Below are 19,697 nucleotides of genomic sequence, written 5' to 3'. Positions count from 1 at the left end.
ATCACACCAGCCTGTTCTGCACGAGGTAGGCCACCAGCTTCTGCGCCGCGTCGCCGTCATCGACGATCTTCACGCCCGCGGCGCGCGGCGGCTTCTCCGACACCGCGGTCATGATCGCCCGCGGTGCGAGCGACGGGTCGGCGGAGACACCGAGATCCGCGAGCGTGAGCACCTCGACCGGCTTCTTCTTCGCCGCCATGATGCCCTTGAAGTTCGGGAACCGCGCATCCGGCAGCGCCTCGGTGATCGAGATGACCGCCGGAAGCGGCGCGGACACCTCCTGCGCGCCGGCATCCGCACCCCGGGTGCCCCTGACGCCGTCCGTGCCGATCTCGACCGAGGTGAGCGCGGTCGCCTGCGCCCACCCGAGATGCTCGGCCAGCATCGCCGGGACCACCCCGCCCGAGCCGTCGGTCGACAGATTGCCCGTGATCACCAGATCCGGTGCTCCCCTGCGGATCGCCGCGGCCAGCACCTCGGCGGTCAACGTCAGGTCCGCACCGGCCAGCTGCTCATCGGCGATGTGCACCGCCGACGCCGCGCCGATCGCCAGAGCCCGCCGCACCGACGCGGTCGATCCCTCCGGCGCCATGGACAGCGCCACGACCTCGGTGCCCTCGTTCTTGTCGGCATGACTCAGCGCGACTTCGAGCGCACGCTCGGTGATCTCATCGAGCACCACGTCACCGGCCGCGCGATCCGCCAGTCCGGTCTCCAGGTCCAGCTTGCGATCGCCATACGTGTCCGGCACCTCTTTGACCAGGACGAAGATCTTCATCGACTACTCCTCACGACTGCCTTGATTCTAGTGCCCTGAAACTGGGTGCCATGCGGCACGCAACCGAGACCCAGCGTGGCTCGGGACGACCCATGCCCTACCTTAGAACCGTGTCCAACTCGCGTCCGCTGCCCGTGGATCCGCTCGCCGAGGCGAAGCGGCAGTGGCTGGCGCACGGATGGTCGGATGCCGCGGACGGCATGACCGTGGTCACCTCGGTCATGCGCGCTCAGCAGCTGCTGCTGGCCCGCGTGGACGCGACGCTGAAGCCCTTCGCCCTGACGTTCGCCCGGTACGAGGTGCTGCGACTGCTCGCGTTCAGCCGCGCGGGACGCCTGCCCCTGTCGAGCGTGGTCGCACGCCTGCAGGTGCACGCCACCACCGTCACGAGCACAGCCGACCGGCTCGTGCGCGACGGACTCATCGTGCGCGAGCCGCATCCGCACGACGGGCGGGCCGCGATGCTCGCGCTCACGCACGACGGCCGCGACCTCGTCGACCGCGCGACCACTGCGCTGAACGCCGAGGTGTTCGCCGCCCCGGGGATCAGCCGCGCGGATGCCGCCGAGCTCGTCGCGATCGTGGCGAGGATGCGCAAGGCGGCCGGCGACTTCGCCGATCCGCGCCCGCAGCCCGAGCCGCTCTGAGATGGCGCAGTTCGTCCTGGAACGGGTGATCGCCGCTCCCCCTGCGACGGTGTTCCACGCGTCCCTCGACCCCGCCCTGCACGTGCGCTCCATGGCACGGTATGGCGAGACGATGATCGAGGCGCCCGCCGGCGGCGCCTTCGCCGAAGGCTCGACGGTGACCTGGCGCGCGAGTCACTTCGGCATCCCGTTCCGCCTGCGCTCGGTGGTCTTCGACATCGACCCGCCGCGTCGCTTCTGCGACAGGCAGATCTCGGGGCCGTTCGGAAGCTTCCTGCACGAGCACGTGTTCACGGAGCATCCGCAGGGCACGCTGATGCGCGACACGATCACGTTCGCCTCCCCGTTCTGGTTCATCGGGCGCGTCGTCGACCGCCTGTTCATGCGCGAGTACATGCGCCGGCTCATCGAAGAGCGCAACGCCGTGCTCGCCGTAGAAGCCGAGCGGCGCGGGCGTACGCTGTCCCCATGAGCGAACTGAACCTGCACACCGTGCTGGAACCGCGCGGCCCGGCGGCCGCCATCCTGCTCACCGACGAGCAGGTCGCAAGTCTCGGCGCCGGCAAGGCATTCCCCGTCGCCGTCACGATCGGCGGCCGCACAGCGCGCCTTCGTCTCGGCCGCATGGGCGGAGAGAACATGATCGGCTTCAGCAAGGCCGCTCGCGCCGATCTCGACGTCGAGATCGGCGCCGAGGTCGATGCGACGATCCGGGTGGACGCCGGAGAGCGCACCGTCGACGTGCCGCCGGCCCTCGCCGAGGTGCTCGACGCCGACCCGGCCGTGCGCGCCGCCTTCGACGCCCTGTCGTACTCGGTCCGCAAAGAGCATGCCCGCTCCGTCGCCGACGCGAAGCAGGACGCCACCCGCGAGCGCCGGGTCGCGAAGGTCGTCGAGGCGCTGCACGGCTGAGAGCCGCGCGGCCGTCGGCGATCCAGACGGCGGTCAGCGGTTCTGGAAGTCCGGCGTGCGCTTCTCCCGGAAGGCCGCCATGCCCTCCTTCTGGTCGGCGGTGTCGAACAGCGCCGCGAACGACTGCTTCTCGTGCGCCAGCCCCTCGGCGAGGGTCGTCTCCATGGCAGCATCCAGCGCCGCCTTCGCCGCGTAGACCGACGGCAGCGACTTCGACGCGATCGTCTCGCCGAGCTTCGCCGCCTCGGCGAGCAGATCGGATGCCGGAACCACGCGCGAGACCAGCCCCGAGCGCTCCGCCTCCTCCGCCCCCATGAACCGGCCGGACAGAACGAGCTCGGCCGCCTTGTAATAGCCGACCGCGCGGATCAGCCGCTGCGTGCCGCCCATGCCGGGGATGACGCCGAGGTTGATCTCGGGCTGGCCGAACTTCGCCGTGTCCGCCGCCAGGATGATGTCGCACATCATCGCCAGCTCGCATCCGCCGCCGAGCGCGAAGCCGGAGACGGCCGCGATCACAGGGGTGCGCACAGCGGCGAAGTCGCGCCAGACGCCGAAGTGATCGGTCGCGATCATCTCGGCCGCCGACATCGCCTCCATCTCCTTGATGTCCGCGCCCGCCGCGAAGGCCTTCTCCGAGCCGGTGACGACGATCGCGCCGACGCCGTCGTCGACGTCGTACGCGATGGCTGCCGCGGTGATCTCCTCGGCGAGCCTCGCGTTCAGCGCGTTCAGCGCCTCCGGGCGGTTCAGCGTGATCCACCCGACGCGTCCGCGCTGCTCGACAAGGATCGTCTCGTACTCGGTCATCATCAGGCCCTCTCGGTCGTGGTGCTCTTCAGTATGTCCCGCGAGCACCACCTCTCAGACGCGGTCCTCGCGGATGTCGGTGATGATGCCGGAGAAGTCACGGGTCGCACCGGCGCCTGCGGCGTAGGCCGCGTACAGCTCCTGAGCGAGCCGCCCCATCCGGGCATCGGTGGACGTCTGCTCGATCGCCTGCAGCGCGAGACCCAGGTCCTTCGCCATCAGCGCGCCGGCGAAGCCGGGCTGGTAGTCGCGGTTCGCCGGACTCGTCGGCACCGGACCGGGGACGGGGCAGTTGGTCGTGATCGACCAGCACTGCCCGGATGCCTGCGACACCACGTCGAACAGGGCCTGGTGCTCGAGACCCAGCCGCTCCCCCAGTACGAACGCCTCGGCGACCGCGATCTGCGAGACCCCCAGGATCATGTTGTTGCACACCTTCGCCGCCTGGCCGAGACCGGGTCCGCCGCAGTGCACGATGCGCTTGCCCATCGCCTCGAGCAGCGGCAGCGCCTCGGCGAAGTCCTCGTCTGAGCCGCCCACCATGAACGCCAGCGTCCCGTTCTCGGCGCCGACGACCCCGCCCGAGACGGGCGCGTCGATGTTGCGGTGCCCCGCCTCGACCGCGAGCTCGTGCACGGTGCGGGCCTCGTCGACCGCGATCGTCGACGACTCGATGAAGAGCGTGCCGGGCTCGGCCGCCGCCAGCAGACCGTCCTGGTAGGCCTGGATCACGTGCTTGCCCGCAGGGAACATCGTGATGACGACCTCGGCGCCGGCGACCGCGTCGATGCCGAACTCGGTCACCGGCACGTCCGCCGCCTTCGCGGCCTCGATCGCGGCATCCATGAGGTCGAAACCGCGCACCTCGTGCCCGGCCGCGATGAGGTTCTTCGCCATCGGCAGTCCCATGTGGCCAAGGCCCAGGAACGCGATGCGGGTCATGATGCGCTCCGCATCTGGTTCGACCCGGCGGGCCGCAGCATCTCTCGTCCGACGATCAGCCGCATGATCTCGTTCGTCCCTTCCAGGATCTGGTGCACTCGCAGGTCGCGCACGACCTTCTCGATCCCGTAATCCTGAAGGTACCCGTAGCCGCCGTGCAGCTGAAGGGCCCTGTTGGCGACGTCGAAGCCGGCATCCGTCGCGAAGCGCTTGGCCATCGCGCAGCGCATCGTGGCGTCGGGTGCGTGCTCGTCGACCGCCTGGGCACCGTCGCGCACCATGAGGCGAGCGGCCTGCAGGTCGGTGCGCATGTCGGCGATCGCGAACAGGATCGACTGCTTCTCGGCGAGGGGCTCCCCGAAGGCGACCCGCTCGTGGACGTATTGCACGGCCCGGTCGAGCGCCCACTGCGCGCCGCCGAGCGAGCAGGCCGCGATGTTGAGGCGACCGCCGTTGAGGGCGGACATCGCGATCGCGAAGCCCTTCCCCTCCTCGCCCAGCATGGCGGATGCCGGCACCCGCACGCCGTCGAGGATGACCTGCCGCGTGGGCTGGGCGTGCCACCCCATCTTCTTCTCCGGCGCTCCGAAGCTGAGCCCCTCGGCGTCTCCGCCGACGAGGAACGCGCTGATTCCCCTCGCTCCCGGCGCCCCGGTACGCGCCATGACGACGTACACGGCGGCCTCGCCGGCACCGGAGATGAACTGCTTCACACCGGTGAGCACGTAGTCGTCGCCGTCGCGCACGGCGCTGGTCGCGATGTTCGCGGCATCGGAGCCCGCGCCCGGCTCGGTCAGGCAGTAGCCGCCGAACTCCTCCATGGCCGTGAGCTTCGGCAGCCAGGCGCCGCGCTGCGCGTCGTCGCCGTAGGTGTCGATCATCCACACGACCATGTTGTGGATCGAGATGTACGCGGCGACCGCGGGGTCGCCCTTCGCGAGCTCCTCGAAGATCGCCACGGTGTCGGTGCGGCTGAGCCCCGAGCCGCCGAAGTCCTCGCGGACGTAGATGCCGCCGAGGCCCAGCTCCCCGGCCCTGTGCAGCGACTCCCGAGGGAAGATGTGCTTCTCGTCGCGCTCGAGTGAGTGCGGTGCGAGCTCGGTGTCGGTGAACTCCCGCACCGCGTCGAGGATGGCCTCGCGCTCCTCGGCGGTGGTGGTGACGGTGGTCATTGTCATGTCTGTTCCTGAACTCGTCTTCTCTTGGGTCCCTGAGCCTGTCGAAGGGTCAGTGCATCGTGGGGATGACGAAGCTGGCGCCGTCCCGGATGCCGGACGGCCAGCGGCTCGTCACGGTCTTGGTCTTCGTGTAGAAGCGGAAGGCGTCGGCGCCGTGCTGGTTGAGGTCCCCGAAGCCGCTGCGCTTCCAGCCGCCGAAGGTGAAGTACGCGATCGGCACCGGGATCGGCACGTTCACGCCGACCATGCCGACCTGGACGCGGGCGGCGAAGTCGCGGGCGGCGTCGCCGTCGCGCGTGAAGATCGCGACGCCGTTGCCGTACTCGTGATCGTTCGCCATGCGCAGCGCCTCTTCGTAGTCTGCGGCGCGGGCGATCACGAGCACCGGGCCGAAGATCTCCTCACGATAGATCGCCATGTCGGTGGTGACGTGGTCGAACAGCGTCGGGCCGAGGTAGAAGCCCTCCTCGTGTCCTGACACGGTGAACCCGCGTCCGTCGGCGAGGAGCGTCGCGCCCTCGTCGATCCCCTGCTGGATGTACCCCTCGACGCGCTCGACCGCCGCCCGGTTCACGAGGGGTCCGTAGTCGACGTCCGCAGCGAGCGACGGCCCGATCCGCAGCTGAGCGACCCGTTCGAGGAGCTTGGCGGCGAGAGCATCCGCCGTCTCCTCACCCACCGGCACCGCCACCGAGATCGCCATGCAGCGCTCTCCCGCCGAGCCGTAGCCGGCCCCGATGAGCGCGTCGACCGCCTGGTCGAGGTCGGCGTCGGGCATCACGATCATGTGGTTCTTCGCGCCGCCGAAGCACTGCGCGCGCTTGCCGTTGGCGGATGCCGTCGTATAGATGTACTCGGCGATCGGGGTCGATCCGACGAAGCCGACGGCGCGGATGCGCTCGTCCGTGAGCAGCGCGTCGACGGCCTCCTTGTCGCCGTGGACGACGTTGAGGACGCCGGCAGGCAGGCCCGCCTCGAGGAAGAGCTCGGCGAGTCGGACCGGCACCGAGGGGTCGCGCTCGCTGGGCTTGAGGATGACGGCGTTGCCGGCGGCGAGCGCGGGGCCCGCCTTCCACAGCGGGATCATGGCCGGGAAGTTGAACGGGGTGATCGCGGCGACCACGCCCAGCGGCTGGCGCATCGAGTACACGTCGATTCCCGCACCTGCACCGGTGGAGTACTCGCCCTTGAGAAGATGCGGGGCACCCGCGGCGAACTCGATCACCTCGAGTCCGCGCTGGATGTCGCCCTTGGCGTCGTCGACGGTCTTGCCGTGCTCGCTCGCGAGGAGCTCGGCCAGCGACTGCATCTCGCGCTGCACCAGATCGAGGAACCTCAGCAGCACGCGTGCGCGCTTCTGCGGGTTGGTGGCAGCCCACCCGGGCTGCGCCGCCTCCGCGTTCGCGATCGCGCTGCGGACCTCATCGGCCGAGGCGAGAGGCACCCGCGCCTGCACGGCGCCGGTGCTCGGCTCGAACACGTCGGCGAAGCGCCCGCCGTCGGGCGTCAGGAGCGATCCGCCTACGAAATGCGGGATTGTACGAGTCATTGTGTGATGTCCCTTCGAGCCGTCTTTGGCACAATGACGATGTTACTCGGCCTCCCGCAGATTTACTAGGACGTCCTTGTATATCCGGCTTCAGCGATCGACACATCGAACCTGGCCGTTCGGCTATTCCGTCGGGACCCCGATCTCCGGTAGACCTTTACGGGTGTGCTGATCAGCGCACGACAACCGCATCGAGGCGGCAACCCTCTCCCCGATGCGCGCGAAAGGAGAAACATGTCCAGACGGACTGCTCAGGCACGACGACGTGCCTTGGCGACGACGACAGCGCTGACGCTGGTCACCACCGGGCTCGTGACGCTCGGTACCGGCTCAGCCACCGCGGCCCCGCCACAGGCGGACGCCGCACCGGCGCCCGCCGTGATCGGCGCCTCCGAGTACTACATGAACTACGTGGCCCCGAGAGCCGAGGGCGCCTTCGAGTCCTCTGACGACTCGGCGATCACCGCAGGGGGCGCCAGAGCCCCGATCGGCGGCGCGCCGCTCGAGCTCGCGAACAAGCACGACGAGAAGTTCGCACAGGGCAACCCCGTGGCGGCGAGGCAGCTGGCCAAGACCGAGGCCAAGGCGATCGAGACTGGCAAGAGCCCCAAGGCGCTGAAGAACTCGAAGACCACCCAGCAGGCGAAGCTGCTCACGATCCTCGTCGAGTTCGACGGCACCGACGATTTCTCCGGCGTCCAGGTGCCCACGTCCTTCGGCGCGACGACCTGCATGCCCGGCAGCGTTCAGGGTCCCACCCTGCACAACAACATCCTGAACCCGGCCGATGCGGCGCAGGCGGACAACAACAGCATGTGGGTGCCGGATTTCTCCTCCGAGCACTACAACAGGATGCTCTTCTCCGATGAGGGCATCACGGAGCGCGTGCGCACCGACCTCACCGGCCCCGACGGGCAGCCGGGCTTCGACATCTCCGGCTACACGATGAAGAACATGTACGAGGAGATGTCCCGCGGCGCGTACAGCCTTTCCGGCGAGGCCACGGCATGGGTGAAGGTGCCGCACTCCGAGGGTTACTACGGCGCGACCGTCTGCCACCTGAACGACGCCGGCGAGTACGAGGCAGGTCCCATGCAGGACCAGCAGGGACACCCGGACAACCCGCTCGGCCCCGGGCAGCTGCCGATCGACGCGGTCGCAGCGGTCGCGGCAGCGGACCCGGACTTCCCGTGGTCCGACTACGACATCGAGGATCAGGGCGACCGTGACGGCGACGGGAACGTCAGCGAGCCCGACGGCGTCATCGACCACGTGGTGCTCGTGCACGCCGGCGAGGACAAGTCCGGAGGCGGCGGCAAGGAGGGCACCTACGCGATCTGGGCGCACTCCTCGGCCGTGGCCGGCGGTGCGGTCATCCCCGGCACCGACTACAAGATCTCGAACTACATCGTGCAGCCCGAGGATTCCGGCGTGGGCGTGTTCGCGCACGAGTACGGACACGACCTCGGTCTCCCCGACCTGTACGACACGTCGAACAGCGGCAACTCCGACGTCGACTTCTGGGATCTGATGAGCTCGGGATCGCACTCGGGCCCGATCTTCCAGTCGATGCCCACCCACATGGGCATCTGGGACAAGTGGGTGCTCGGATGGGCCGATCCTCAGGTCGTGAACCCCGGCGACGACACCACCACGATCAAGGTCGGCCAGACCTCGCGCCCGAAGAAGGGCACGCAGGACGGCATCAAGATCAACCTCCCCGACAAGGAGATCGTCCTCTCCGAGCCGCACAGCGGATCGGAGATGTGGTACTCCGCCGCGGACCAGGCCTGGGCGGACGTGCGCCTGACCCGCACGATCGAATCGGTTCCCGCTGACGCGCGGTTCTGGATGTGGAACGACTACATCATCGAGGAGGACTGGGACTACGGCTTCGTCGAGGTCTCGACCGACGGCGGCAGCACCTGGACCGAGCAGAAGGTCTACGACGAAGCCGGCACGCTGGTCTCCACCGACGACGGCTACTCCGACCCGAACGGCCGGATGAGCGACTACGGCGGCAAGAAGTACGGCCTCACCGGATCGTCCCACGGCTGGCGCCACGACTACGTCGACCTGTCGGCGTACGCCGGCCAGAGCATCCAGATCCGCCTTCGCGAGGCGACGGATGCCGGCTTCGAGGAGCGCGGGTGGTTCTCGGACGACTTCGCCCTCACCAGCGCAGGCACCGAGGTCTGGGCCGATGACGTCGAGTCCGGTGACAACGGCTGGACCGCGACCGTCTCGACCTGGACCGACACCACGGGCGCCGGATGGCACCGCGACACCGGCACCCAGATCAGGGCGCAGTACTACCTGGTCGAATGGCGCAACTACGACGGGTTCGACGAGGGCCTGAAGTACGGGTACACCACGACCTACTCCGCCGAGGGCTGGAAGGTCGAGAAGGTCCCGTACAACGCCCCCGGCGCACTGATCTGGTACCGCGACACGGCCTACGGCAACGTGAACCATGTCACGGCGAACCTGACCAGCCTGCCGAGTTACGGAGCGAAGGGCGGTCTGCTGATCGTGGACAGCCACTTCGATCCGCTGCGGCGCACCGGCGCCGAGGCCGCGCTCGATCCGACGACGCTGAAGAACCTCTCCAGCCGTGCGCAGTCGTCGAACGCCGCCTTCGGCCTGGTGCCGACGACGGGGTTCAAGTCCTGCCTGGTCGACGCCGCGCTTCTCAACGAGGCCTGCACGGAGTTCGCTGCGCAGGCCCCGGTGAGCACGTTCACCGACGATCAGGGCTGGGTGGCCGGTCTTGAGTTGCGCAACGGCAGCCTGTTCAACCGTCTGCGCGACGCCTCGGTGGTCGTGCCCTCGGTCGACGGCGCTCCGTACACCACGCGCGTCGTGAACCCCGACGGGTCCCCGGCGACGGACGTGTACGGGACCGATCTCGGGTTCACGGTGCTCGGCACCGGAGACCCGGCCGACTCGGGCGTGGGCTACGGCACGGTGGTCACCGTGAAGTCGGCCCTGCAGGACAACACGGCGGCACTGATCACGGTCACACCGCCCGCCGGCTGATCCCGGATGCGGTGAGCACGCAAGCGCCGGCCCTGACTCGTCAGGGCCGGCGCTTCTCACTTGCCCGGAGCGGGTTCACCGCCGTCAGACGAAGTCGTCGAGCTGCAGCTGCCGCACTCCCCTGCTGTGCACGAGGAACTGGGCGCGCAGCGGGATGCCGAGGTCGGCGGCCGCCTCATGCATCGCTCGCGCCCAGAGCCGATCGTCCGCATCGACCCGGCTCGAACCGACCCGTTCCCAGGCGAGAACGATCTGGACGTTCCCCGTGATCTCGCACAGCGTTCCGGCCCGATGCATGAGCAGTCGGGCGTGCGTGAGCTCGCCGAGATCATCTGCGCGGGTGAGCGCGGCCGGGTCGTGCGGATAGTCATCCATCGGCATGATCGGGTCACCCAGACAGCCGCGTTCGTCGATGAACAGCAGCCACATCTGGCGGCGGTTCGCGCGCTGCACGATCAGCTCCAGCAGGAGGCGGAGATCTTCGTCGCTCCGAAGCGGACGATCTTTCAGAGGGAGATTCGTGTCTGTCATGCCGTCGATGCTGACGCATCCGCGCAGCCGGTCTGTGCGGAATTCCGCGGGCTGGGGATAAGTTGCCGGCATCCGCCCTCCTGTGCAGGGAGAGTGGATGCCGGCAACGATCACGCGTGCCCGTGAGGGCACGACAGCTCAGTAGGCGTACACCGAAACCGGCAGGCGGCTGCGCGAGTCCTGCCAGGGGTCCACGCCCTCGAACCGCACCGTGAGCAGGTGCAGCCCGCGGCGCAGCTCCCGCACCTCGACCTCGGCCTTCCCGCCGTCGGCGGCGTCGAGCTCCACGGTCGCGACGACCTCGCCGCGGTCGCGCACGGTGACGGTGCCGACGGCCGCTCGCTCGTCCGCGGAGGAGACCGTGACCTTCACGGTCGCGCTCTTGCCGGCCTTCACGATCGGGGCCGAAGACGTGACCCGCAGCGCGGTGTCGATCGGCTGCTCGTCGACGAGCACGGCCACCGAGCGCGCGGGCACCGTGACGGTGCCGGTCGCGGCATCCCAGGTCGTGGTCTTCACCACGGCATCCGCACCGTTCGCCTGAGAGGGGGTGAGCGCGAACGCACGCCCGGCGAGGCCGGCCACGGTCTGCGTCACGGTCGACGGCGAGGAGTTGAAGACCACCAGCGCCCCGTCCAGCGCAGGGTCGACGTCCTCGCCCACCAGGTCGTCGATCTGCATGAGGATCATGCCGGGGGCGGCATCCGCCCCTCCGTTCGGGAACGTGACCTTCTGCTGGATCAGCTCCGCGGAGCCGAGGCGCAGCAGGTCGACCTCTTCACGCACCCGCAGCAGGTCGAGGGCGGATGCCTCGGCTGCGGAGATGTCGGTCGCGGCCGGCTTGAGAGCCGGGTTCGCCAGCAGCGGTGCCATGATCGGCCACTTCTCCTGGTTGTCGGCCGCGGCCGGGAGCCCGGAGCCGAAGGTCGATTCCTGCCCGGTCCAGTCGATGCGGTTGAACCAGTCGCCGGAGTTGTAGCTGTTGCGGTCGAGGGACTTCGACCGCAGCAGCTCGGTGCCGGCGTGCCAGAACGAGGGCGACTGCGAGAGCGTCACGGTCGCGAGCGACAGCGTGTTCATGCGCACCCGGTCGGCCATCGGGGTGTCCGTCGGGAGTTTGAGCACGGAGAGGTCGTACAGGGTCTCGTTGTCGTGCGCGTCGACGTAGTTGATGACCTCGTCTGGCTGGTCGGCGTACCCGGCCCGGGAGCCGCGGTAGTCGATGTCGTCGCCCGCCGTGAACTCTCCGTCGCTGGTCGTGAACGCGAAGTCGCGCAGGTTGCCCGCGAGCCCGAGCTTCACCAGGTCGGTCTCGTGGCCGAGGTCGGCGAGCGCCTGCTCGGTCGTGCCGTTGATCGGGTCGCCGTTCGGATCGGTGCCCAGGCCCGTGCCGAAGCCCTGACGGAACGTCGACGAGCCGTCGACGGGACTTCCGCCGTGCACGGCATCCCGCAGCCGATCGTTGAACGTGCCGATGCCGGTACCGCCGAGCTGGCCCTGCGTGGCCTGCTCGAACAGGGCGTCGTCCGCGACCTCGCCGAAGTTCCAGCCCTCGCCGTAGAGCAGGATGCCGGCGCCGTCGACGCCGTCCTCCTCGAGGGTCAGCGCGTCCAGGGCATCCCGGATCGCCTGCATGTTCGTCGTCGAGTGGTGCCCCATCAGGTCGAAGCGGAAGCCGTCGACCCGGTAGTCGCGCGCCCACGTCACGATCGAGTCGACCATGAGCTTCTGCGCGGCGAGGTGCTCGGTGGCCACGTTCTGGCAGCAGGTTGAGGTCTCCACTCCGCCGGCGGCGTTCAGCCGGTGGTAGTAGCCGGGCACGACCTGGTCGAGCACCGACTTCTCGGCCTGCCCGGATGCCGCCGTGTGGTTGAACACCTCGTCCAGCACGACCTGCAGGTCCATGTCGTGCAGGGCGCCGACCATCGCGCGGAACTCGCCGACGCGTGCGCCGCCGTCGGGGTTCACCGCGTACGAGCCCTCGGGGGTCGAGTAGTGGTACGGGTCGTAGCCCCAGTTGAACGCGTCGGCGTCGGCGACCGCCTGGACGCAGGCCTGCTGGGCGGTGTCGGCCGGGCCGAACGACGCGAGGTCGCAGTCGGGCACGGCCTGGGCCGCGCGGTCCTCCTCGATCGACGCGATGTCGAACGAGGGCAGCAGGTGCACGGTGTTGATGCCGGCATCCGCGAGCTGACGCAGCTGGTCGGTGCCCGCGCTGTCCTCGGCGAACGCGAGGTAGGTGCCCCGCTTCTCCTCCGGCACGGTCTCGTCGCTGATCGAGAAGTCGCGGATGTGCAGCTCGTAGATCGCGCGGTCGACCGCCCGCTCCACGACCGGCGCCTTCGTGGTCTGCCACTGCTTCGGCTTCCATGCCTTGTCGTCGAGGTCGATCGCGACCGAGCGCTCGGAGTTCACGGTGAGGGCCGTCGAGTAGGGATCGGTGACCTGGTTCGTCTCGATCTTCCCGGTGGCCGGCGCGTAGACGCTCAGCTCCCAGAGGTACTCGTCGCCCTTGAGGTCGCTCTTGCCCTTGACGGACCAGACTCCGGATGCCGCGTCCCAGGTCGCCTCGTGGCGAACGGGATCACCCTCGACACCGGTCCCTGCGCTTGTCGACGGATCCCAGGTCAGGAGCGTGGCCGTCTGCGCGGTCGGCGCCCACAGCCGGAACGACGGCGCCTTGCCGGTGAAGGTCACGCCGAGCTCGACGTCATCGAGCGCGGCCGCATAGAGGTCGTCGAGCACACCAGGGATCTGCACGCCCGTGAAGGCCGTGAGCTCCCCCGCCTCGTCGCGCTGCGCGACGGCGAGCTGCGTGCGGACCAGGGCCGCGGCATCCGCGTCCGTCACCCGCAGGGCGAGATAGCTCCCGAGTGCAGGGAAGCGCGCGAGCTGCTCGTCGGTGAGACCGCCGTCGACGGCCTCGAGGGCGAGCGGGTCGGCTCCCGTGACGACGCCCTCGGCGACGGCCAGCGTCGCGTCCGACGACGCATACAGCTGGTACGCCGCCCTGTCGGTGTCACCCAGGTTCGCCGGCCAGGCGATCGTCTCGGCGTCGATCCAGTGTGCGCGGAGCTCGCCGGTGCCGGGCAGCTGCGGGTCCTCGCTGGTGATCTCGAGGACGTGGGTCGCGAGCGTGTACCGGAACGCGGTGACCTTGCCCTCGGTCGCGCTGAACGAGATGTTCGCGCCGTCGCGGACTCCGTCGGCGCCGTAGTTCTCGGCCCAGCTCAGTCCGTGCGCGACCTTCAGCTCGTACGCGCCGGTCGGCAGCTCGTCGGTGGCGAACTCGTAGACGCCGTCGCGGTCGCCGTCGGCCATCAGCGTGGCGAGGCAGTCCGGCGCCCAATCTCCGGCGCAGCCGAGCTCGCTCTGCTCCGAGCCGGGCAGGGTCACGATGGGCCCCTCGGCCGTGGACTGCGCGATGTTCGTGCGCGGGTCGAAGTAGAAGGTCACCGGGCCGCCGGGGTGGCTGATCGTGATGTTCGATCCGTCGGGCACGCCGTTCGCGCCGTAGTTGATCGCCCAGCTGCCGTTGATCGCCGCCTTGTACTCGTAGTCGCCGGCAGGCAGGTCGAAGGTGCCGGACCAGATGCCGTCGGCGCGCAGCGTCAGCTTCGCCTTCTCGCAGGCCGGGTCCCAGTCACCGGCGCAGCCCATCTCGGAGTTGAGGCTCCCGGGCACGGTCACCATGTCGATCGGGGACTCCGGCTCCTCGCCGGCCTCGAGCGTCACGGCGTTGCCGACCGAGGCGTAGGTGGAGGCGGCGGCGTGGTTGCCGGCGGCATCCGTCGTGACGGCGCGGTACTCGAGGAGCGTGCCGTTCGCGAGGTCGCGGACGTCGTGGAAGACGCGGGGGTCGGTGTCCTCCGCGGTGCCGAGGGCGTGCCACTCGTCTCCGCCGGCGATCCGCCAGGCGAAGCTCGTCTGCGCCCACTGGTCGGCGATGCCGGCCTGCACGGCGGACTGGCCGGAGACGCCGGCACCGGCGGCCGGAGCGCTGACGGTGACGGCCGCGGCCTCGGCGGGGGCGGTCACAGTCGTGTCCGCCTTCCAGACGACGGCCGACAGGGCGGGGACGGTGAGGGATGCCGCCGCACCGGCGTCGGTGGAGAACCCGGTGGCGTCGCCGTGGAGCACGCTGTAGCCGGCATCCGCCGTCAGGGTGGTCAGGTCGACGGTCTGGGCGGTCGCGGCGTTGTTGACGGCGACGAGGTACTCGACCTTGTCGGCGGCATGCACCCGGGAGAAGGCGTAGACGCCGGCGCCGGATGCCGCGTACCGCTCGATCTGCGCACCGTCCTGCAGCGCGGGGTTGGCCGCGCGGAGATCGGAGAGCGCCGCGATGTGCTGGTAGAGCGCGGCCTCCGTCCCGTACCGGTCGACGGAGCCGGCCTGCTCGCCGGTGATGAGGTTCTGGTTCGCGTACTCGGCGACCTGGGTCGCGAACAGCGACTGCCGGGCGTCTTTGTCGCCGCCGGTGCCCGCGAAACCCTGCTCGTCGCCGTAGTAGACGACCGGCTGGCCACGGGTGAGGAACATCAGCTCGTGGGCGAGCTCGTCGCGCTGCAGCGGAGCATCCGTGTTCTGCAGGAAGCTGCCGACGCGGCCCATGTCGTGGTTGCCGAGGAAGGTCGGCAGCGCCGTCGCGCTGGAATCGGTCGTGGTGTACCGGTCGTCACCCGCGAACAGCGACTGCAGGCCCTTGGCCGAGTTGCCTGACGCGTAGCTGACCGCGGACGACTGGAACGTGAAGTCCAGGATCGAGTTCATGTCGGTGTCGCGCACGTACGGCGCGAGCTTGACCGGGTCGGCGTCGTAGACCTCGCCGAACATGAAGAAGTCCTCGTTGCCCTGCGCGTGCGCGTAGTCGAGCACCTGAGTGGTCCACTGCTCCCAGAACTCGAAGTTCACGTGCTTGACGGTGTCGATGCGGAAGCCGTCGATGCCGAGGTCGATCCACTGGTCGTACACCTCGACGAAGCCGTTGACGACGGTCGGATGCTCGGTCATCAGGTCGTCGAGACCGCTGAAGTCGCCGTAGGTGACTGACTCCCCCGACCAGGTCGAGTCGCCGCGGTTGTGGTACAGCGTGGGGTCGTTCAGCCACGCGGGGGTCTTCGCGTCTGCGTCGGTGACGACCGGGGTGTACGGGAAGCTGGTGGCGGGGTCGAGGGTCGGGAAGCTCCCGGTGCCGGCGTGGTCGGCCGGGTCGAAGACGGTGCCGGCGGCATCCGTGTACGGGCTGGTCGCCTGGTCGATGTACGAGTACTGCCCCTCGGCGTAGTCGATGACGTCGGCGGTGTGGTTGGTGATGATGTCGAAGTAGACCTTGATGCCGCGGGCGTGCGCGTCGGCGATCAGGGCCTGCAGCTCCTCGTTCGTGCCGAGGTGCGGGTCGATGCGGGTGAAGTCCGTGACCCAGTAGCCGTGGTAGCCGGCGCTTGCGTTCGCGCCCTCGCCCTGCACCGGCTTGTTCGCGAAGCTCGGTGTCAGCCAGATGGCGGAGGTGCCGAGGCCCTCGATGTAGTCGAGGCTGTTCCGGATGCCGGCGATGTCGCCGCCCTGGTAGAAGCCCTTGTCCGTGGGGTCGAAGCCGGTGACCAGGCGGTCGCCTTCGAGGCCGCCGGTGTCGTTCGACGCGTCGCCGTTCGCGAAGCGGTCGGTCATCACGAAGTAGAACTGCTCGCCCGAGCCCGCCTGACGGACGGGGGCCGTGATGAGCGCGTCGTCGTCGGCGGTGTAGCCGGCGCGGAGGTCGGTGATCTCGACCCCGACCCGCTTGAGGGTGTCGTCGAAGGTGAACCGCAGGGTCGACGGGCCCGCGATCGTGAGCGGGATGTTGTCGCCGCCGCCGTCGAGGCCGTACGCCTCGTCCCAGGTGTCGTTGAGCGCGACCTTGTACTCGTAGCTGCCGGCCGGCACCTCGAACTCGGCGCTGTAGACGCCTGCGGCTCCCGTCGGCACGAGCTCGGTCTCGGCGCAGTCCGGCGCCCAGTCGGCGGCGCACCCGAGCTCGGACTGCAGCGAGCCGACGAGGGCAGCAGTGCGGTCGGCGGCGGATGCCGGTGCCACTGCCGCGGCGGCGAGTCCGGAGGCGATGAGCGCGGTGACCGCGAGGAGGGCGGTACGGCGTGAGGCGGTCGTCTTCGACACGGGTTGCTCCCTGGGGTGGAGAGGGCACGGCGACGTGCCCGGATGCTGTGCTGCGAAGTTAGCAGGATTCACGTCCATACTGCAAGCGCTTCCAGTAAGTAGGTCCCGAGAAATCAGCATCCATCGCCTCACGGCGGGAAGAACTCGCAAACGCTTCCAGCCTCTCGCCCGCAGTCGGGGCCCGAATTCCCCGCCCGTTCACCACCCGGACACCTCGAGCGATTACAACTGCAGATGCGCGGACAGAGACTCTGACCGGATCGGGTGGTCCAGACTTCCGCGCTCACGGAGAGCATTCTTCGCTCCCGTCGCGGTGTCCGCACCGCAAGACCCCCGCCGAATCGGGTCGGCGGGGGTCTCCTCCGTTTCGGGGTCGCGGTCGCCGGGCGCACCGCGATCGCCGGAGAAGGCATGGCGCGGGTCGTGCCCCAGGTCTAGTCTGGCGCCGTGGACACGGCCTTCGACACCGACTACCTCGTCGTGGGCGCCGGCCTTGCAGGCATGGCGTTCACCGATCGGATCCTCGAGCACTCCGACGCGACCGTCACCATCGTGGACCGACGCGATGCGCCGGGCGGGCACTGGCGCGACGCCTATCCGTTCGTGCGCCTGCACCAGCCCTCGGCCTCTTACGGCATCGACGGGGTGCCGTTCGGCAGCGAGCGCCGCGACACGGCCGGCCACAATGCGGGACTGTACGAACTCGCGGGACCCGACGAGATCCGGGCGCATTTCGAGCAGGCGATGCAACAGCGGCTCCTCCCGTCCGGCCGCGTCCGCTACCTCCCGAACTGCGAGCACCTCGGAGACGGCAGGCTCGCGTCCAGGCTGCACCGGGGGCAATGGCAGGTGCGGATCGGGCGACGGCTGGTCGATGCGGCCTACGTCGCCGGGGAGATCCCGGCAGTCGGACCGCCGCCGTTCGCGGTCGCCGACGGGGTGCGCTGCGTTCCGGCCGGAGCCCTCGCCCGGCTCGACGGACCTGCCCCGGAACGATACGTCATCATCGGAGCGGGCAAGACGGCCCTCGACACGTGCGCCTGGCTCCTCGAGTCGGGCGTACCGCCCGAGGTCATCACGTGGATCAGGTCGCGTGAGGCGTGGTGGCTGAACCGCCGGTTCCAGCAGCCGTTCGAGCTGCTGCCGGATCAGGTGGTCGCCAACGCCGAGATGCTCGCGGCGATGGCACGATCCGGCTCGGTGCGCGAGCTCTTCTCGGCTCTGGAACGATCGGGGATGCTGCTGCGGATCGACGAGTCAGTCGCGCCGACGATGTTCCACGGCGCCATCGTGAGCGAGGCCGAAGTGGCGCTCCTGCGCACGATCGAGGATGTCGTGCGGCTGGGGCGCGTGCGCGCGATCGAGCGCGATCGCGTGGTGCTCGACGGCGGAGAGCTGCCCAGCGGCCCCGGCACGCTGTACGTGCACTGCGCCGCGGCCGGGCTCGCACGCCCGCCGGTACGCCTCATCTTCGAACCAGGACGAATCACCATGCAGCCGATGTTCTGGGATACCGCCTCGTTCCAGTTCGCCATGATCGGCGTCGCCGAGGCGACCATCGACGGCGACGAAGCGAGGAACGCGCTGTGCAGGCCGCTGCGCTACTGGGACGTCGAACTCGACTTCCTCACCTCGTTCCTCGCCCTCATGCGATCCAGCGGCTCCAGGGCGGCGCACCCGGAGCTGGCCGCCTGGGCCCGAGGAACCCGCCTCCACCCGTATCGCGATCTCGCCAGGTGGGCCGACGATCCGCGCGTCGCCGCGGCGCGCGCGCTGAGCCGGGCGTCGGTCCGGGCGGCGACGGAGAACCTCGAACGCCTCGTCGAAGCGGAGCGGAGCGGGGCCTCCGCCGTTCCTCGGCCGAACCCCGCTGCGGTCTAGAGCCGCTCGATGATCGTGGCGTTCGCCATGCCCCCGCCCTCGCACATCGTCTGCAGGCCGTAGCGGCCCCCGGTCGCCTCGAGGTGGTCGACGAGGGTGCCGAGCAGGCGCGTGCCGGAGGAGCCGAGCGCGTGCCCGAGGGCGATCGCCCCGCCGCGCGGGTTGAGCCTCGCGGCATCCGCACCGACCTCCGCCGCCCACGCCAGCGGGACCGACGCGAACGCCTCGTTGACCTCGTAGGCGTCGAGGTCGTCGATGCCGAGACCGCTGCGCTCGAGGATCCGGCGCGTCGCCGGTATCGGGCCGGTGAGCATCATGACCGGGTCGTCGCCGACGACGGCGAAGGCGTGGAATCGTGCCCGCGGGGTCAGCCCGAGCACCGCGGCGCGCTCGGCGCTCATCAGCAGCGCCGCCGAGGCGCCGTCGGTGAGCGGCGAGGAGTTGCCCGGGGTGATCCGCCAGTCGACCTCGGGGAATCGGGCCGCGAGCGCGTCGGTGCGGAACGCAGGGTTCAGTCCGGCCAGGCCCTCGGCCGTGGTCGCCGCCCTGACGGTCTCGTCGGTGACGGCATCCGGCGCCTCCGCTGCCGGAACGATCGTCCTGTCGAAGAATCCGTCCGTCCACGCCCGCGCTGCGCGGCGGTGCGACTCGGCGGCGTAGGAGTCGAGGTCGTCACGCCCGAGGTTCCAGCGCTGCGCGATCAGCTCGGCGGAGACCCCCTGGTTCACGAGCCCCTCGGGGTAGCGCTCGCGCAGCCGGGGCGACATCGGAGAGCCGCCGGCGGTCGCGGCTCCGAGCGGCACCCGGCTCATCGACTCGACGCCGCCCACGATCACCGCGTCGTACGCGCCGGCCATGATCCCCTGCGCCGCGAAATGAACCGCCTGCTGGCTCGACCCGCACTGGCGGTCGACGGTCGTGGCAGGGATCGACTCGTCGAAGCCCGCGGCGAGCACCGCCTGCCTGGCGATGTTCACGGATTGGTCGCCGACCTGGCTCACGCAGCCGAGGATCACGTCGTCGATCTGCGACGACTCCAGCCCGCTGCGCTGGAGGATGGCGGCGAGGACGCCGGCGGCGAGGTCCACGGGGTGCACCCCCGACAGCGCTCCCCCGGGTTTTCCGCGTCCGACCGGGGTGCGGACGACATCGATCAGGACGGCTTCGCTGCGCGTGCTCATGGTTCCATTGTCGTCCCACGCGAGCCGGCGCGCTCCGCGGCGAAATAGAATCGAAGCCGCGCCGAGACCCCGGCGCACCCGACCAACGGCGCG

At 69.7% G+C, this 19,697-nt stretch carries 13 protein-coding genes; 5 read left to right on the top strand and 8 right to left on the bottom strand.

The window, feature by feature from the left end:
• Position 1: 1 nt before the first annotated feature.
• On the bottom strand, positions 2–778 hold the full coding sequence (locus IPV10_RS03770) for an electron transfer flavoprotein subunit beta/FixA family protein (RefSeq protein WP_207480570.1): 777 nt from the start codon (positions 776–778) through the stop codon (positions 2–4).
• A gap of 110 nt (positions 779–888) precedes the next feature.
• Here IPV10_RS03770 and IPV10_RS03765 point away from each other — a divergent pair, with 110 nt between their 5' ends.
• The 3 genes from IPV10_RS03765 to IPV10_RS03755 are packed head-to-tail and all read left to right on the top strand — an operon-like array spanning position 889 to position 2,337.
• A complete protein-coding gene (locus IPV10_RS03765; RefSeq protein WP_207480568.1) occupies positions 889–1,425 on the top strand; it encodes a MarR family winged helix-turn-helix transcriptional regulator in 537 nt (178 codons plus the stop codon).
• A 1-nt stretch (position 1,426) separates the two neighbouring features.
• Entirely contained in the window at positions 1,427–1,897 is a 471-nt protein-coding gene (locus tag IPV10_RS03760) for an SRPBCC family protein (protein WP_207480566.1), read from the top strand.
• Complete coding sequence (locus IPV10_RS03755; RefSeq protein WP_207480564.1) at positions 1,894–2,337, top strand: YdeI/OmpD-associated family protein; 444 nt, start codon at positions 1,894–1,896, stop codon at positions 2,335–2,337. Before IPV10_RS03760 ends, IPV10_RS03755 begins: the two co-directional genes overlap by 4 nt.
• Positions 2,338–2,370: 33 nt before the next feature.
• On the opposite strand, the gene IPV10_RS03750 is transcribed toward IPV10_RS03755, so the two are convergent.
• Genes IPV10_RS03750 through IPV10_RS03735 form a run of 4 tightly spaced genes read right to left on the bottom strand, consistent with a single transcriptional unit; the run spans position 2,371 to position 6,816 of the window.
• A complete protein-coding gene (locus tag IPV10_RS03750) occupies positions 2,371–3,147 on the bottom strand; it encodes an enoyl-CoA hydratase-related protein (RefSeq protein ID WP_207480562.1) in 777 nt (258 codons plus the stop codon).
• A gap of 54 nt (positions 3,148–3,201) precedes the next feature.
• Entirely contained in the window at positions 3,202–4,089 is an 888-nt protein-coding gene (mmsB, locus tag IPV10_RS03745; RefSeq protein WP_207480560.1) for a 3-hydroxyisobutyrate dehydrogenase, read from the bottom strand.
• Positions 4,086–5,267 carry an acyl-CoA dehydrogenase family protein gene (locus tag IPV10_RS03740; RefSeq protein ID WP_207480558.1) on the bottom strand — a complete coding sequence of 394 codons (1,182 nt, stop codon included), beginning with the start codon at positions 5,265–5,267 and terminating at the stop codon, positions 4,086–4,088. The genes mmsB and IPV10_RS03740 overlap by 4 nt, the downstream gene beginning before the upstream one ends.
• Positions 5,268–5,316: 49 nt before the next feature.
• On the bottom strand, positions 5,317–6,816 hold the full coding sequence (locus IPV10_RS03735; protein WP_207480557.1) for a CoA-acylating methylmalonate-semialdehyde dehydrogenase: 1,500 nt from the start codon (positions 6,814–6,816) through the stop codon (positions 5,317–5,319).
• Positions 6,817–7,050: 234 nt separating this feature from the next.
• Between IPV10_RS03735 and IPV10_RS03730 the strand changes: the two genes are divergently transcribed.
• Positions 7,051–9,855 carry an immune inhibitor A domain-containing protein gene (locus IPV10_RS03730; RefSeq protein ID WP_207480555.1) on the top strand — a complete coding sequence of 935 codons (2,805 nt, stop codon included), beginning with the start codon at positions 7,051–7,053 and terminating at the stop codon, positions 9,853–9,855.
• Positions 9,856–9,939: 84 nt separating this feature from the next.
• Here IPV10_RS03730 and IPV10_RS03725 read toward each other — a convergent pair whose 3' ends face one another.
• Entirely contained in the window at positions 9,940–10,386 is a 447-nt protein-coding gene (locus IPV10_RS03725; RefSeq protein WP_207480552.1) for a hypothetical protein, read from the bottom strand.
• A 138-nt stretch (positions 10,387–10,524) separates the two neighbouring features.
• Positions 10,525–16,542 (bottom strand): pullulanase-type alpha-1,6-glucosidase, encoded by a 6,018-nt coding sequence (gene pulA / locus IPV10_RS03720; protein ID WP_307861045.1) that lies wholly within the window; start codon positions 16,540–16,542, stop codon positions 10,525–10,527.
• 447 nt (positions 16,543–16,989) lie between these two features.
• Between pulA and IPV10_RS03715 the strand changes: the two genes are divergently transcribed.
• Positions 16,990–18,423: an NAD(P)-binding protein gene (locus IPV10_RS03715; protein WP_207480548.1), complete on the top strand. Its 1,434-nt coding sequence runs from the start codon at positions 16,990–16,992 to the stop codon at positions 18,421–18,423.
• Here the strand turns inward: IPV10_RS03715 and IPV10_RS03710 are convergent.
• On the bottom strand, positions 18,420–19,604 hold the full coding sequence (locus tag IPV10_RS03710) for a thiolase family protein (RefSeq protein ID WP_207480547.1): 1,185 nt from the start codon (positions 19,602–19,604) through the stop codon (positions 18,420–18,422). The genes IPV10_RS03715 and IPV10_RS03710 overlap by 4 nt on opposite strands.
• Positions 19,605–19,697 lie beyond the last annotated feature (93 nt).

It is taken from the genome of Microbacterium sp. SD291 (assembly GCF_017355365.1).
Classification (GTDB): Bacteria; Actinomycetota; Actinomycetes; order Actinomycetales; family Microbacteriaceae; genus Microbacterium.
Note: the sequence above shows the minus strand (reverse complement) of the source record. Positions and strands in the feature narration are given on the sequence as shown.